Annotated in this window: 12 protein-coding genes, 1 tRNA gene and 1 pseudogene; all 14 read left to right on the top strand. The window is 57.7% G+C overall.

Annotated features, from left to right (window positions below):
- A pseudogene (locus ACNFBR_RS29010) lies at nucleotides 1–214 on the top strand (elongation factor Tu); the annotation flags it as partial.
- 54 nt (nucleotides 215–268) lie between these two features.
- A tRNA-Trp gene (locus tag ACNFBR_RS29005) sits at nucleotides 269–344 on the top strand.
- A 44-nt stretch (nucleotides 345–388) separates the two neighbouring features.
- Nucleotides 389–757, top strand: a complete 369-nt coding sequence (gene secE, locus ACNFBR_RS29000) for a preprotein translocase subunit SecE (protein ID WP_112249307.1) — start codon at nucleotides 389–391, stop codon at nucleotides 755–757.
- 9 nt (nucleotides 758–766) lie between these two features.
- The gene (nusG, locus tag ACNFBR_RS28995; protein ID WP_416737860.1) at nucleotides 767–1,300 is read left to right on the top strand and encodes a transcription termination/antitermination protein NusG; all 534 of its coding nucleotides are present in this window, start codon (nucleotides 767–769) and stop codon (nucleotides 1,298–1,300) included.
- A 119-nt stretch (nucleotides 1,301–1,419) separates the two neighbouring features.
- Nucleotides 1,420–1,851 (top strand): 50S ribosomal protein L11, encoded by a 432-nt coding sequence (gene rplK / locus ACNFBR_RS28990; protein WP_003255500.1) that lies wholly within the window; start codon nucleotides 1,420–1,422, stop codon nucleotides 1,849–1,851.
- The gene (gene rplA, locus ACNFBR_RS28985) at nucleotides 1,851–2,546 is read left to right on the top strand and encodes a 50S ribosomal protein L1 (RefSeq protein WP_060501592.1); all 696 of its coding nucleotides are present in this window, start codon (nucleotides 1,851–1,853) and stop codon (nucleotides 2,544–2,546) included. The genes rplK and rplA overlap by 1 nt, the downstream gene beginning before the upstream one ends.
- A 197-nt stretch (nucleotides 2,547–2,743) precedes the next feature.
- Nucleotides 2,744–3,244, top strand: a complete 501-nt coding sequence (gene rplJ / locus ACNFBR_RS28980; RefSeq protein WP_003255497.1) for a 50S ribosomal protein L10 — start codon at nucleotides 2,744–2,746, stop codon at nucleotides 3,242–3,244.
- A gap of 77 nt (nucleotides 3,245–3,321) precedes the next feature.
- Nucleotides 3,322–3,687 carry a 50S ribosomal protein L7/L12 gene (gene rplL / locus ACNFBR_RS28975; protein WP_003255496.1) on the top strand — a complete coding sequence of 122 codons (366 nt, stop codon included), beginning with the start codon at nucleotides 3,322–3,324 and terminating at the stop codon, nucleotides 3,685–3,687.
- A 220-nt stretch (nucleotides 3,688–3,907) separates the two neighbouring features.
- The gene (rpoB, locus tag ACNFBR_RS28970; protein WP_416737859.1) at nucleotides 3,908–7,981 is read left to right on the top strand and encodes a DNA-directed RNA polymerase subunit beta; all 4,074 of its coding nucleotides are present in this window, start codon (nucleotides 3,908–3,910) and stop codon (nucleotides 7,979–7,981) included.
- Nucleotides 7,982–8,045: 64 nt separating this feature from the next.
- Nucleotides 8,046–12,245, top strand: a complete 4,200-nt coding sequence (gene rpoC, locus ACNFBR_RS28965; protein ID WP_016715870.1) for a DNA-directed RNA polymerase subunit beta' — start codon at nucleotides 8,046–8,048, stop codon at nucleotides 12,243–12,245.
- 211 nt (nucleotides 12,246–12,456) lie between these two features.
- Nucleotides 12,457–12,828: a 30S ribosomal protein S12 gene (rpsL, locus tag ACNFBR_RS28960; RefSeq protein WP_003255492.1), complete on the top strand. Its 372-nt coding sequence runs from the start codon at nucleotides 12,457–12,459 to the stop codon at nucleotides 12,826–12,828.
- 106 nt (nucleotides 12,829–12,934) lie between these two features.
- A complete protein-coding gene (rpsG, locus tag ACNFBR_RS28955; RefSeq protein WP_003246741.1) occupies nucleotides 12,935–13,405 on the top strand; it encodes a 30S ribosomal protein S7 in 471 nt (156 codons plus the stop codon).
- Between the two features lie 30 nt (nucleotides 13,406–13,435).
- Nucleotides 13,436–15,583: an elongation factor G gene (gene fusA, locus ACNFBR_RS28950; protein WP_416737858.1), complete on the top strand. Its 2,148-nt coding sequence runs from the start codon at nucleotides 13,436–13,438 to the stop codon at nucleotides 15,581–15,583.
- A 27-nt stretch (nucleotides 15,584–15,610) separates the two neighbouring features.
- Nucleotides 15,611–15,787 (top strand): GTP-binding protein (locus ACNFBR_RS28945; protein WP_236223339.1); only part of this gene is annotated, 177 nt, incomplete at its 3' end.

The following is a 15,787-nucleotide window of genomic DNA, read 5'->3' as shown; positions in this document are numbered from 1 at the left end:
CAAAGGCTACCGTCCTCAGTTCTACTTCCGTACCACTGACGTGACCGGTAACTGCGAACTGCCGGAAGGCGTTGAAATGGTAATGCCAGGTGACAACATTCAGATGACTGTCACCCTGATCAAGACCATCGCAATGGAAGACGGTCTGCGCTTCGCTATCCGTGAAGGCGGTCGTACCGTCGGCGCCGGTGTCGTAGCAAAAATTATTGAATAAGTAGTTGATTTACTTGATCAGGCCGGTATAATGGCCGGCCTGATACAGCGTTACAGGTCAGTAGCTCAATTGGCAGAGCGACGGTCTCCAAAACCGTAGGTTGGGGGTTCGATTCCCTCCTGACCTGCCATTTCACCTCGGTGTGATGGCTTTCTTCTTACAGGATCCTCCTCGATGACTCCCAAAACTGAAGCCCAAGAATCGCGTTTTGATCTGTTCAAGTGGCTGGCTGTAGTGGCTTTGGTGGTTGTTGGTGTTGTGGGTAATCAATATTACTCCGCCTCCCCAATCCTGTATCGCGTTCTCGCACTTCTCGTCCTGGCTGCTGTCGCGGGCTTTGTGGCTCTGCAGACTGCGAAGGGCAAGTCGTTCTTTACGCTGGCGAAGGAAGCGCGTACCGAGATTCGTAAAGTCGTGTGGCCGACCCGCCAGGAAACCACCCAGACCACGCTGATTGTCGTGGCTGTCGTGCTGGTTATGGCACTGCTGCTGTGGGGTCTTGATTCCCTGCTCGGCTGGGCGGTCTCCTTGATCGTTGGCTAAAGGTGTCCCGTGGCTAAGCGTTGGTATGTTGTGCATGCTTACTCGGGTTACGAGAAGCATGTAATGCGCTCCCTGATTGAGCGCGTCAAGCTGGCTGGCATGGAAGGCGGTTTCGGCGAGATCCTGGTCCCGACCGAAGAAGTCGTCGAAATGCGCAATGGCCTGAAGCGCAAGAGTGAGCGCAAGTTCTTCCCTGGCTATGTTCTGGTCCAGATGGAGATGAACGAAGGGACTTGGCACTTGGTCAAGGACACCCCTCGTGTGATGGGCTTTATTGGTGGTACTGCAGATAAGCCTGCACCGATCACCGATAAAGAAGCTGAGGCTATCCTGCGTCGCGTTGCCGACGGTAGCGACAAGCCGAAGCCGAAGACGCTGTTCGAGCCAGGTGAAGTGGTTCGAGTCATTGACGGTCCGTTCGCAGACTTCAATGGTAGTGTCGAAGAGGTTAACTACGAAAAGAGCCGCCTGCAGGTTGCAGTGCTCATTTTCGGTCGCTCTACTCCGGTGGAGCTCGAGTTCAGCCAGGTCGAAAAGGTCTAGGCGGACGAAGCATCCCAAACCCCGCAGCCCTGTGTGTTGCGGGGTTTTGTCGTCACTGGGATAAAACGCAAGTCATCCGGGGAGCCATCAGGCGTTCGTACCCGATTTTGGAGTAGCTCATGGCTAAGAAGATTCAGGCTTACATCAAGCTGCAAGTTAAGGCCGGCCAGGCCAACCCAAGCCCACCCGTTGGTCCAGCACTGGGTCAACATGGTGTGAACATCATGGAATTCTGCAAGGCCTTCAACGCCCGTACTCAGGGTCAAGAAGCCGGCCTGCCGACTCCTGTGATCATCACTGTCTACAGCGACCGTAGCTTCACCTTCGAGACCAAGAGCACCCCTGCCTCGGTTCTGCTGAAGAAAGCTGCTGGCCTGACCAGTGGTTCGGCTCGCCCGAACACCGTTAAAGTCGGTACCGTTACCCGTGCTCAGCTGGAAGATATCGCCAAAGCTAAACAGGCTGATCTGACTGCTGCTGACCTGGACGCTGCTGTACGCACCATCGCTGGCTCTGCCCGCAGCATGGGCCTGAACGTGGAGGGTGTGTAATGGCTAAGCTGACCAAACGCCAAAAGGCAATCGCCGAAAAAATCGAAGCAGGCAAGGCCTACAACTTCGAAGAAGCGGCAACTCTGCTGGCCTCGCTGCCTGCTGCCAAGTTCGTAGAGTCCTACGACATCGCCGTTAACCTCGGTGTTGACCCGCGTAAATCCGACCAGGTCGTACGTAGCGCTACCGTGCTGCCACACGGCACTGGCAAGACCGTTCGCGTTGCCGTCTTCACCCAAGGTCCAGCTGCTGAAGCCGCTCTGGCTGCCGGCGCTGACCGCGTAGGTATGGACGACCTGGCTGCCGAAATGAAAGGCGGCGACCTGAACTATGACGTCGTTATTGCATCGCCTGATGCCATGCGCGTTGTAGGTCAGCTGGGTCAGGTTCTGGGTCCTCGCGGCCTGATGCCTAACCCGAAAGTTGGTACCGTGACTCCAGACGTAGCCACTGCCGTGAAAAACGCCAAGGCTGGTCAGGTTCGCTACCGTACCGACAAAAACGGTATCATCCACACTTCCGTTGGCAAAATCGGCTTTGAAGCTGGCAAGCTGAAGGAAAACGTTGAAGCCCTGATCGCTGACCTGAAGCGTATCAAGCCAGCTTCTTCGAAAGGTATCTACGTCAAGCGCGTTACCCTGAGCACCACCATGGGCCCAGGTCTGGTCATCGATCAGAGCTCGCTGAACGTGTAAGAACATGGCGGCGCGACCTGTCGCGTCGCCAGCAAAAATTGGGGTCCCTGCCTGGCGGGGGCTATCCAAGACCGTAGGCGGCGCAAGCCTTAAAACACCAGCCCACGCAGATGGTGCTCCCGATTCGTTACCGAATCAGACACCAAAACGACATCCGGCTTCGGCCAGATGAAACGGTAAAAACCAGGAGTAAACCCGTGGCAATTAAACTCGAAGACAAGAAGGCCATCGTCGCTGAAGTCAACGAGGCTGCCAAAGTCGCTCTGTCCGCTGTCGTGGCTGATGCCCGTGGTGTGACTGTAAGCGCAATGACCGGACTCCGTAAAGAGGCCCGCGAAGCTGGCGTTTACGTACGTGTCGTACGTAACACCCTGCTCAAGCGCGCTGTTGAAGGCACCGAATTCTCGATCCTCAACGACGCGTTCAAAGGCCCGACCCTGATTGCTTTCTCCAACGAACACCCGGGCGCTGCTGCTCGTCTGTTCAAAGAGTTCGCCAAGGGTCAGGACAAGTTCGAGATCAAGGCAGCTGCGTTTGACGGCAATTTCATTGCAGCGAACCAGATCGACGTGTTGGCTACCCTGCCGACCCGCGACGAAGCTATTGCACGACTGATGAGCGTTATCCAAGGCGCCACCAGCAAGCTGGCTCGTACTCTGGCAGCCATTCGCGACCAGAAAGAAGCTACCGCTGCCTAAGGCACGCGAACTCTTTCAAAATCATACGTTTAATTTGATGGCTGCGTAGGCTGTCACCCCAATACAGGATTTAAGTCATGTCTCTGACTAACGAACAAATCATCGAAGCAATCGGCCAGAAAACCGTTCTGGAAGTTGTTGAGCTGATCAAAGCGATGGAAGAAACCTTCGGCGTTACCGCTGCTGTTGCCGCTGCTGGCCCAGCTGCTGCTGCTGCCGTTGTTGAAGAGCAGACCGAGTTCAACGTTGTTCTGGTTGAAGCCGGCGACAAGAAAGTGAACGTGATCAAAGCCGTTCGCGAACTGACCGGTCTGGGCCTGAAAGAAGCCAAAGAGAAAGTCGATGGCGCTCCTCAGGTTGTAGCTGAAGGCGTTTCGAAAGAAGCCGCTGAAGACGCTAAGAAGAAGCTGGAAGAAGCAGGCGCCAAAGTCGAGCTGAAGTAATCTCGACTTTGCGATGCCAGCCTGAGCGTTGAGCGAAAGGCTGATGGCTGGTGGCTTATGCCACCGGCCTTTTTCCGTTATTGGTGGCCGGTCAGGCCGGTCCCGATAACGAGCTGCAAGACACCCATGTGGGTGGCGCAAACCAAGGGGTTTGCACGATTTTCTGGCTGCTCCCGCCGGGAGAAGCCAAACAAGCAGGTGACCAAGCTGGGGAACGCTGATGGCTTACTCATACACTGAGAAAAAACGTATCCGCAAGGACTTTAGCAAGTTGCCGGACGTTATGGATGTGCCTTACCTCCTGGCCATCCAGCTGGATTCGTATCGCGAATTCCTGCAAGCGGGAGCATCCAAGGATCACTTCCGCGACGTCGGCCTGCACGCGGCCTTCAAATCGGTATTCCCGATCATCAGCTACTCCGGCAATGCTGCCCTGGAGTACGTAGGCTATCGCCTGGGCGAGCCCGCCTTCGATGTGAAGGAATGTGTCCTGCGTGGCGTGACCTTCGCGGTCCCACTGCGGGTCAAGGTGCGCCTGATCATCTTCGACAAGGAATCGTCGAACAAAGCGATCAAGGACATCAAAGAGCAAGAAGTCTACATGGGTGAAATCCCCCTGATGACTGAGAACGGTACCTTCGTTATCAACGGTACCGAGCGTGTGATCGTTTCCCAGCTGCACCGTTCGCCTGGTGTGTTCTTCGACCACGACCGTGGCAAGACTCACAGCTCCGGCAAGCTGCTGTACTCCGCTCGCATCATCCCTTACCGCGGTTCCTGGCTGGACTTTGAGTTCGACCCGAAAGACTGCGTGTTCGTGCGTATCGACCGTCGCCGCAAACTGCCGGCCTCGGTGCTTCTGCGCGCCCTGGGTTACAGCACTGAAGAAGTGCTGAACACCTTCTACACCACCAACGTGTTCCACATTTCCGGCGAGAAACTCAGCCTGGAACTGGTGCCGCAGCGTCTGCGTGGTGAAGTTGCAGTCATGGACATCCATGACGAAACTGGCAAAGTGATCGTCGAGCAAGGCCGCCGTATTACCGCGCGCCACATCAACCAGCTCGAGAAAGCCGGTGTCAAGCAGCTGGACGTTCCAATGGAATACGTCCTGGGCCGCACTACCGCCAAGGCTATCGTGCATCCGGCTACCGGCGAGATCCTCGCTGAATGCAACACCGAGATGACCACCGAACTGCTGATCAAGGTCGCCAAGGCGCAGGTTGTCCGTATCGAGACCCTGTACACCAACGACATCGATTGCGGTCCGTTCATCTCCGACACCCTGAAGATCGACACCACCAGCAACCAGCTGGAAGCGCTGGTCGAGATCTACCGCATGATGCGTCCTGGCGAGCCGCCAACCAAGGATGCAGCCGAGACCCTGTTCAACAACCTGTTCTTCAGCGCCGAGCGTTACGACCTGTCCGCTGTAGGCCGCATGAAGTTCAACCGTCGTATCGGTCGTACCGAGATCGAAGGTTCGGGCGTGCTGAGCAAGGAAGACATCGTCGAGGTTCTGAAGACCCTGGTCGATATCCGTAACGGCAAAGGCATCGTCGACGACATCGACCACCTGGGTAACCGTCGCGTACGTTGCGTCGGCGAGATGGCCGAGAACCAGTTCCGCGTTGGCCTGGTGCGTGTCGAGCGCGCGGTCAAGGAACGTCTGTCGATGGCGGAAAGCGAAGGCCTGATGCCGCAAGACCTGATCAACGCCAAGCCGGTAGCGGCGGCGGTGAAAGAGTTCTTCGGTTCCAGCCAGCTGTCCCAGTTCATGGACCAGAACAACCCGCTCTCCGAGATCACCCACAAGCGCCGCGTCTCCGCACTCGGCCCTGGTGGTCTGACCCGTGAGCGTGCTGGCTTCGAAGTCCGTGACGTACACCCGACCCACTACGGTCGCGTGTGCCCGATCGAGACCCCTGAAGGTCCGAACATCGGCCTGATCAACTCCCTGGCAGCCTATGCCCGCACCAACCAGTACGGCTTCCTGGAAAGCCCGTACCGCGTGGTGAAGGAAGGCGTGGTCAGCGACGACATCGTGTTCCTGTCGGCCATTGAAGAAGCGGATCACGTCATCGCCCAGGCTTCGGCCGCGATGAACGAGAAGAAGCAACTGATCGATGAGCTGGTAGCTGTTCGTCACCTGAACGAATTCACCGTCAAGGCGCCGGAAGACGTCACCCTGATGGACGTTTCGCCGAAGCAGGTTGTTTCTGTTGCAGCGTCGCTGATTCCGTTCCTCGAGCACGACGACGCCAACCGTGCGTTGATGGGTTCGAACATGCAGCGTCAGGCTGTACCGACCCTGCGTGCCGACAAGCCGCTGGTAGGTACCGGCATGGAGCGCAACGTTGCCCGTGACTCCGGTGTCTGCGTGGTTGCTCGCCGCGGTGGTGTGATCGACTCGGTCGACGCCAGCCGTATCGTTGTTCGCGTTGCCGACGACGAAGTGGAAACCGGCGAAGCAGGTGTGGATATCTACAACCTGACCAAGTACACCCGTTCGAACCAGAACACCTGCATCAACCAGCGTCCGCTGGTGAGCAAAGGTGACAAGGTTCAGCGTGGCGACATCATGGCCGACGGCCCGTCCACCGACATGGGTGAGCTGGCGCTGGGTCAGAACATGCGCATCGCGTTCATGGCGTGGAACGGCTTCAACTTCGAAGACTCCATCTGCCTGTCCGAGCGTGTGGTTCAGGAAGACCGCTTCACCACCATCCACATTCAGGAACTGACCTGTGTGGCGCGTGACACCAAGCTTGGCCCAGAGGAAATCACTGCGGACATCCCGAACGTGGGTGAAGCCGCTCTGAACAAGCTGGACGAAGCCGGTATCGTTTACGTGGGTGCTGAAGTCGGCGCTGGCGACATCCTGGTCGGCAAGGTCACGCCAAAAGGCGAAACCCAGCTGACTCCGGAAGAAAAACTGCTGCGCGCAATCTTCGGTGAAAAAGCCAGCGACGTTAAGGACACCTCCCTGCGTGTGCCAACCGGCACCAAGGGTACTGTCATCGACGTGCAGGTCTTCACCCGTGATGGCGTCGAGCGCGACAGTCGCGCCCTGGCTATCGAGAAGATGCAGCTGGACGAGATCCGCAAGGACCTCAACGAAGAGTTCCGCATCGTCGAAGGTGCAACCTTCGAGCGTCTGCGTTCCGCTCTGAACGGCCAGGTGGTCGACGGTGGTGCGGGCCTGAAGAAAGGCACCGTGATCACTGACGAAGTGCTGGACGGCCTGGAGCACGGCCAGTGGTTCAAACTGCGCATGGCTGAAGATGCACTGAACGAGCAGCTGGAAAAAGCTCAGCAGTACATCGTCGACCGTCGCCGTCTGCTGGACGACAAGTTCGAAGACAAGAAGCGCAAGCTGCAGCAGGGCGATGACCTGGCACCGGGCGTACTGAAGATCGTCAAGGTTTACCTGGCAATCCGCCGTCGCATCCAGCCGGGTGACAAGATGGCCGGTCGTCACGGTAACAAGGGTGTTGTCTCGGTAATCATGCCGGTAGAAGACATGCCGCACGATGCCAACGGTACTCCGGTCGACGTCGTACTGAACCCGCTGGGCGTACCTTCGCGTATGAACGTTGGTCAGATCCTCGAAACCCACCTGGGCCTGGCGGCCAAGGGCCTGGGCGAGAAGATCGACCGCATGCTCGAAGAGCAGCGCAAAGCCGCTGAGCTGCGCGTGTTCCTGACCGAGGTCTACAACGAGATCGGCGGTCGTCAGGAAAACCTGGACGAGTTCACCGACGAAGAGATCCTGGCCCTGGCCAACAACCTGAAGAAAGGCGTGCCGATGGCTACCCCGGTCTTCGATGGTGCCAAGGAGCGCGAGATCAAGGCCATGCTGAAGCTGGCCGATCTGCCAGAGAGCGGCCAGATGGTGCTGTTCGATGGCCGTACCGGCAACAAGTTCGAGCGTCCTGTGACCGTTGGTTACATGTACATGCTCAAGCTGAACCACTTGGTGGACGACAAGATGCACGCGCGTTCCACTGGTTCCTACAGCCTGGTTACCCAGCAGCCGCTGGGTGGTAAGGCGCAGTTCGGTGGTCAGCGTTTCGGGGAGATGGAAGTGTGGGCGCTGGAAGCATACGGCGCGGCATACACCCTGCAAGAAATGCTCACAGTGAAGTCGGACGACGTGAACGGCCGTACCAAGATGTACAAGAACATCGTGGATGGCGATCACCGTATGGAGCCGGGCATGCCCGAGTCCTTCAACGTGTTGATCAAAGAGATCCGTTCGCTCGGTATCGATATCGATCTGGAAACCGAATAACACGTGACGCGAAGGGGAGTGGGGCAGGTAATGCCCGCTCCCTGCTCCGCCAGGAGGAAAGGCCTTGAAAGACCTACTGAATTTGCTGAAAAACCAGGGTCAAGTCGAAGAGTTCGACGCCATCCGTATCGGTCTGGCGTCGCCTGAAATGATCCGTTCGTGGTCGTTCGGTGAAGTTAAGAAGCCGGAAACCATCAACTACCGTACGTTCAAGCCTGAGCGTGACGGCCTGTTCTGCGCCAAGATCTTTGGCCCAGTCAAGGACTACGAGTGCCTGTGCGGCAAGTACAAGCGCCTCAAGCACCGCGGCGTGATCTGCGAGAAGTGCGGCGTTGAAGTTGCTCTGGCCAAGGTTCGTCGTGAGCGCATGGCGCACATCGAACTGGCTTCGCCGGTTGCCCACATCTGGTTCCTGAAGTCGCTGCCGTCCCGTATCGGCCTGCTGATGGACATGACCCTGCGTGACATCGAGCGCGTGCTCTACTTTGAGAGCTATGTCGTTATCGATCCGGGCATGACCACCCTGGAAAAGGGCCAGCTGCTGAACGACGAGCAGTACTTCGAAGCGCTGGAAGAGTTCGGTGACGACTTCGACGCCCGCATGGGTGCCGAGGCTGTTCGCGAGCTGCTGCACGCTATCGACCTGGAGCACGAGATCGGTCGCCTGCGTGAAGAAATTCCGCAGACCAACTCGGAAACCAAGATCAAGAAGCTGTCCAAGCGCCTGAAGCTGATGGAAGCTTTCCAGGGCTCGGGCAACCTGCCTGAGTGGATGGTCCTGACCGTTCTGCCAGTACTGCCGCCGGACCTGCGTCCGCTGGTACCGCTGGATGGTGGCCGCTTCGCGACCTCCGACCTGAACGATCTGTACCGCCGGGTGATCAACCGTAACAACCGTCTGAAGCGCCTGCTGGATCTGTCGGCGCCAGACATTATCGTGCGCAACGAAAAGCGCATGCTGCAGGAAGCGGTCGACGCCCTGCTGGACAACGGCCGTCGCGGTCGCGCCATCACTGGCTCGAACAAGCGTCCGCTGAAGTCCCTGGCCGACATGATCAAAGGTAAGCAAGGTCGTTTCCGTCAGAACTTGCTCGGTAAGCGCGTGGACTACTCCGGCCGTTCGGTAATTACCGTAGGCCCGACCCTGCGTCTGCACCAGTGCGGTCTGCCGAAGAAAATGGCCCTCGAGCTGTTCAAGCCGTTCATTTTCGGCAAGCTGGAAATGCGTGGTCTGGCGACCACCATCAAGGCTGCCAAGAAAATGGTCGAGCGCGAGCTGCCAGAGGTTTGGGACGTTCTCGCCGAAGTGATTCGCGAACACCCCGTGCTGCTCAACCGTGCACCGACTCTGCACCGTCTGGGTATCCAGGCCTTTGAACCGGTTCTGATCGAAGGTAAGGCTATTCAGCTGCACCCGCTGGTCTGTGCCGCGTACAACGCCGACTTCGACGGTGACCAGATGGCCGTTCACGTGCCGCTGACCCTGGAAGCCCAGCTCGAAGCACGTGCACTGATGATGTCGACCAACAACATCCTGTCGCCAGCCAACGGTGAGCCAATCATCGTTCCGTCGCAGGACGTTGTACTGGGTCTGTACTACATGACCCGTGAAGCCATCAACGCCAAGGGCGAAGGTCGCGTGTTCGCCGACCTGCAGGAAGTCGACCGCGTGTTCCGCGCCGGCGAAGCTGCCCTGCACGCGAAAATCAAGGTTCGTATCAACGAAACCGTGAAAGAGCGTGATGGTTCGGTGGTCAAGAATACCCGCATCGTCGACACCACCGTCGGCCGTGCGCTGCTGTTCCAGGTTGTACCGGCAGGCCTGCCATACGACGTGGTCAACCAGCCGATGAAGAAAAAGGCGATCTCCAAGCTGATCAACCAGTGCTATCGCGTGGTTGGTCTGAAAGAGACCGTTATCTTCGCTGACCAGCTGATGTACACCGGTTTCGCTTACTCGACCATTTCCGGCGTTTCCATCGGTGTTAACGACTTCGTTATCCCGGACGAGAAGGCCCGCATCATCGGTAACGCTACCGACGAAGTGAAGGAAATCGAGAGCCAGTACGCCTCCGGCCTGGTAACCCAGGGCGAGAAGTACAACAAGGTCATCGACTTGTGGTCCAAGGCGAACGACGAAGTGTCCAAGGCGATGATGGCCAACCTCTCGAAAGAGAAGGTCATCGACCGCGAGGGCAAGGAAGTCGAGCAAGAGTCGTTCAACTCGATGTACATGATGGCTGACTCGGGTGCGCGTGGTTCCGCGGCCCAGATCCGTCAGTTGGCCGGTATGCGTGGTCTGATGGCCAAGCCGGACGGCTCGATCATCGAGACGCCGATCACCGCGAACTTCCGTGAAGGTTTGAGCGTACTTCAGTACTTCATCTCCACTCACGGTGCTCGTAAGGGTCTGGCGGATACCGCACTGAAGACTGCGAACTCCGGTTACCTGACTCGTCGTCTGGTAGACGTTGCCCAGGATCTGGTGGTTACCGAGATCGACTGCGGCACCGACCAGGGCCTGCTGATGACTCCGCACATCGAAGGCGGTGACGTTGTGGAGCCGCTGGGTGAGCGTGTACTGGGTCGTGTCATTGCCCGTGACGTGTTCAAGCCAGGCACCGAGGACGTCATCGTTCCGGCCGGTACCCTGGTCGACGAGCAGTGGGTCGAGTTCATCGAGCTGAACAGCATCGACGAAGTGATCGTGCGTTCGCCAATCAACTGCGAAACCCGCTACGGCATCTGCGCCAAGTGCTACGGTCGTGACCTGGCGCGTGGCCACCAGGTGAACATCGGTGAAGCTGTCGGCGTTATCGCTGCTCAGTCGATCGGTGAGCCGGGTACCCAGCTGACCATGCGTACGTTCCACATCGGTGGTGCTGCAAGCCGTACCTCGGCTGCCGACAGCGTCCAGGTGAAGAACGGCGGTATGGTGCGTCTGCACAACCTGAAGCAGGTCGAGCGTGCTGACGGTAACCTGGTTGCCGTTTCGCGTTCGGGTGAGTTGGCCATTGCCGACGAATTCGGTCGTGAGCGTGAGCGTTACAAGCTGCCTTACGGTGCGGTGATTTCGGTCAAGGAAGGTGAAAAGGTCGAAGCTGGCGCCATCGTCGCCAAGTGGGACCCGCACACCCACCCGATCGTTACCGAGCTGAAAGGTACCGTGACCTTCGTGGGCATGGAAGAAAACATCACCATCAAGCGTCAGACCGATGAACTCACCGGCTTGACCAACATTGAAGTACTGGACGTCAAGGATCGCCCTGCCGCAGGCAAGGAAATCCGTCCGGCAATCAAGATGGTCGATGCCGCTGGCAAGGACCTGTACCTGCCAGGTACCGACGTACCTGCCCAGTACTTCCTGCCGGCCAACGCCCTCGTCGGTGTGGCTGACGGTGCGCAGATCGGTGTTGGTGACGTTATCGCGCGTATCCCGCAAGAAACGTCGAAGACCCGTGACATCACCGGTGGTCTGCCGCGCGTTGCCGACCTGTTCGAAGCGCGTCGTCCGAAAGAAGCCTCGATTCTGGCTGAAGTCAGCGGCACCATTGCGTTCGGTAAAGAGACCAAGGGCAAGCGTCGTCTGGTCATCACCCCGACCGACGGTAGCGATCCGTACGAAGAGCTGATTCCGAAGTGGCGCCACCTGAACGTCTTCGAAGGCGAACAGGTAAACCGCGGTGAAGTTATCTCCGACGGCCCGAGCGATCCGCACGACATCCTGCGTCTGCTGGGTGTGAGCGCGCTGGCGAAGTACATCGTCAACGAGATCCAGGACGTTTACCGTCTGCAAGGCGTGAAGATCAACGACAAGCACATCGAGACCATCCTGCGTCAGATGCTGCGTAAGGTCGAGATCTCCGAGTCGGGCGATTCCAGCTTCATCAAGGGCGACCAGATGGAACTGACTCAGGTACTGGTGGAGAACGAGCGTCTCGCCGGCGAGGACAAGTTCATCTCCAAGTTCACCCGTGTGCTGCTCGGTATCACCAAGGCCTCGCTGTCGACCGAGTCGTTCATTTCCGCGGCTTCCTTCCAGGAAACCACCCGCGTACTGACCGAAGCGGCGGTAACCGGCAAGCGCGACTACCTGCGCGGCCTGAAAGAGAACGTGGTCGTGGGTCGTCTGATCCCGGCTGGTACTGGTCTGGCCTACCACAGCGAGCGCAAGCGTCGCCGTGATGCCGACAAACCGCTGCGTGTAAGCGCCAGTGAGGTGGAAGCCGCACTGACCGAAGCGCTGAATTCCAGCGGTAACTAAGTACAGGGCAGGGCCCCGGCAAGCCTCGAACGACCCTCGGCGACATAAAATGTTGCCGATGATCGGGCGAGGAGGGCCGGGGCCTCGTCTTGACTGGGTGCAAGATCCTCTTTAGACTTTTGTACCCTTAAATTTGGTGAGGCTCCGTCTCGCCAATTTTTGGCTTTCTTGCAAGACAATAGAGTCGCAAGACAATCAGTGGAGCTAGTAGATGGCAACTATCAACCAGCTGGTACGTCAGCCGCGTAAGCGTTCGGTCGAGAAGTCCGACGTTCCTGCGCTGCAGAACTGCCCGCAACGTCGTGGCGTGTGCACCCGTGTGTACACCACCACGCCGAAAAAACCTAACTCGGCACTGCGTAAAGTATGCCGTGTGCGTCTGACCAACGGTTTCGAGGTTTCCTCGTACATCGGTGGTGAAGGCCACAACCTGCAAGAGCACAGCGTCGTCCTGATCCGTGGCGGCCGTGTAAAAGACTTGCCAGGTGTTCGTTACCACACCGTTCGCGGCTCTCTGGATACTTCGGGCGTTAAAGGCCGTAACCAGGGTCGTTCGAAGTACGGTACCAAGCGTCCGAAGTAATCGGTCGTTTGCAGACATCCATTTTTTTGAGTCGATAAGAGTAAGGTCGGGCAGGGGTCGAAGACCCACGTCCCGGGCTAACCTGAAGACCGTTTGAGGGCTTATCATGCCAAGACGTCGTGTAGCAGCAAAACGTGAGATCCTTGACGATCCGAAGTACGGATCCCAGATCCTCGCCAAGTTCATGAACCACGTGATGGAAAGCGGCAAGAAGGCCGTAGCCGAGCGCATCGTTTACGGTGCCCTGGATACCGTCAAAGCACGCAAGAACAGCGACCCCCTGGAAATCTTCGAGAAAGCTCTCGACGCCATCGCTCCGCTGGTCGAAGTTAAGTCCCGCCGTGTAGGCGGTGCCACTTACCAGGTTCCGGTTGAAGTTCGTCCATCCCGTCGTAACGCTCTGGCAATGCGCTGGCTCGTAGACTACGCCCGCAAGCGCGGCGAGAAGTCGATGGCTCTGCGCCTGGCCGGCGAACTGCTGGATGCTGCCGAAGGCAAGGGTGCTGCAGTCAAGAAGCGTGAAGACGTTCACCGTATGGCTGAAGCCAACAAAGCGTTCTCGCACTACCGCTTCTAATTCAAGCATCAATCATTTTGCGAGGGCTTTATGGCTCGTACTACAGCAATTAACCGCTACCGTAACATTGGTATCTGTGCCCACGTTGACGCGGGCAAGACCACCACTACCGAGCGGATCCTGTTCTACACAGGTCTGAGCCACAAAATGGGCGAGGTGCACGACGGCGCCGCGACCACCGACTGGATGGTGCAGGAGCAGGAGCGCGGTATCACCATTACCTCCGCTGCCGTTACCACCTTCTGGCAGGGTTCCCGTGGTCAGTACGACAACTACCGCGTAAACGTCATCGATACCCCCGGCCACGTTGACTTCACCATTGAAGTAGAACGTTCGCTGCGTGTACTCGACGGCGCGGTCGTTGTGTTCTGCGGTACCTCCGGCGTTGAGCCGCAGTCCGAAACCGTATGGCGTCAAGCCAACAAGTACGGTGTTCCACGTGTTGTCTACGTGAACAAGATGGACCGTGCCGGTGCAAACTTCCTGCGCGTCGTAGGTCAGATCAAGAACCGTCTGGGTCACACCCCGGTTCCTGTTCAGCTGGCCATCGGTTCGGAAGATAACTTCCAAGGTCAGGTCGACCTGATCAAGATGAAGGCTATCTACTGGAACGACGACGACAAAGGCACCACCTACCGTGAGGAAGAAATTCCTGCGGACATGCTCGAGCTGGCCGAAGAATGGCGCTCGAACATGGTGGAAGCTGCTGCCGAAGCTTCTGAAGAGCTGATGAACAAGTACCTTGAAGAAGGTGAGCTGACCGTCGAAGAGATCAAGGCAGGCCTGCGCGCGCGCACCCTGGCCAGCGAAATCGTTCCGGCTGTCTGCGGTTCGTCGTTCAAGAACAAGGGCGTTCCCCTGGTTCTCGACGCCGTTATCGACTTCCTGCCAGCTCCGACCGAGATCCCGGCGATCAAGGGTATCCACCCTGACCTGATCGACGTGCCTAAGGACGAAGTCAAGCCAGAGCAGTTCGACGAGCGTCACGCTGACGACGACGAGCCGTTCTCGGCCCTGGCCTTCAAGATCGCCACCGACCCGTTCGTTGGTACTCTGACCTTCGTTCGCGTTTACTCGGGCTTCCTGACCTCCGGTGACTCCGTCATCAACTCGGTCAAAGGCAAGAAAGAGCGCGTTGGCCGTATGGTTCAGATGCACGCTAACCAGCGTGAAGAGATCAAAGAAGTACGTGCAGGCGACATCGCTGCTCTGATCGGCATGAAGGACGTCACCACTGGTGACACCCTGTGCAACGCCGACAAGCCGATCATCCTCGAGCGTATGGACTTCCCTGAGCCTGTGATTTCGCTCTCCGTAGAGCCGAAAACCAAGCAGGACCAGGAGAAGATGGGTATCGCACTGGGCAAACTGGCTCAGGAAGACCCGTCGTTCCGCGTCAAGACCGATGAAGAAACCGGTCAGACCATCATCTCCGGTATGGGTGAGCTGCACCTGGACATCCTCGTTGACCGCATGAAGCGCGAGTTCAACGTCGAGGCCAACATCGGCAAGCCGCAGGTTTCGTACCGCGAGAAGATCACCAAGTCCAACGTCGAGATCGAAGGCAAGTTCGTTCGTCAGTCGGGCGGCCGTGGTCAGTTCGGTCACTGCTGGATCCGTTTCTCGGAGCCGGATCAGGACGAAAAAGGCAACATCACCGAAGGTCTGGTGTTCGCCAACGAAGTCGTTGGTGGTGTGATTCCTAAGGAATACATCCCTGCGATCCAGAAGGGTATCGAAGAGCAGATGAAAAACGGCGTTGTTGCCGGTTATCCTCTGATCGGCCTGAAGGCCGCGGTATTCGACGGTTCGTACCACGACGTCGACTCCAACGAAATGGCGTTCAAGATCGCCGCTTCGATGGCGACCAAGCAACTGGCCCAGAAGGGCGGTGGCGTGGTTCTCGAGCCGATCATGAAGGTCGAAGTTGTAACCCCGGAAGACTACCTGGGTGACGTGATGGGTGACCTGAACCGTCGTCGTGGTCTGGTCCAGGGTATGGATGAATCGGTCTCTGGCCGTGTCGTCCGTGCTGAAGTACCGCTCGGAGAAATGTTCGGTTACGCAACCGACGTTCGTTCCATGTCTCAGGGTCGCGCAAGCTACTCCATGGAATTCTCCAAATACGCCGAAGCTCCGTCGAACATCGTCGAAGCACTCGTTAAAAAACAAGGCTAATCCCCTTTAGGCAAGAGGTTCACTGTCGTGGCTAAAGAAAAATTTGATCGTTCCCTTCCTCACGTTAACGTCGGCACCATCGGCCACGTTGACCACGGTAAGACCACTCTGACCGCAGCTCTGACTCGCGTCTGCTCCGAAGTTTTCGGTTCGGCAGTCGTTGAGTTCGACAAGATCGACTCGGCTCCGGAAGAAAAAGCGCGC

Origin of the sequence: Pseudomonas sp. NY11955 (assembly GCF_048068035.1) — a bacterium.
Lineage (GTDB): Bacteria > Pseudomonadota > Gammaproteobacteria > Pseudomonadales > Pseudomonadaceae > Aquipseudomonas.
Note: the sequence above shows the minus strand (reverse complement) of the source record. Positions and strands in the feature narration are given on the sequence as shown.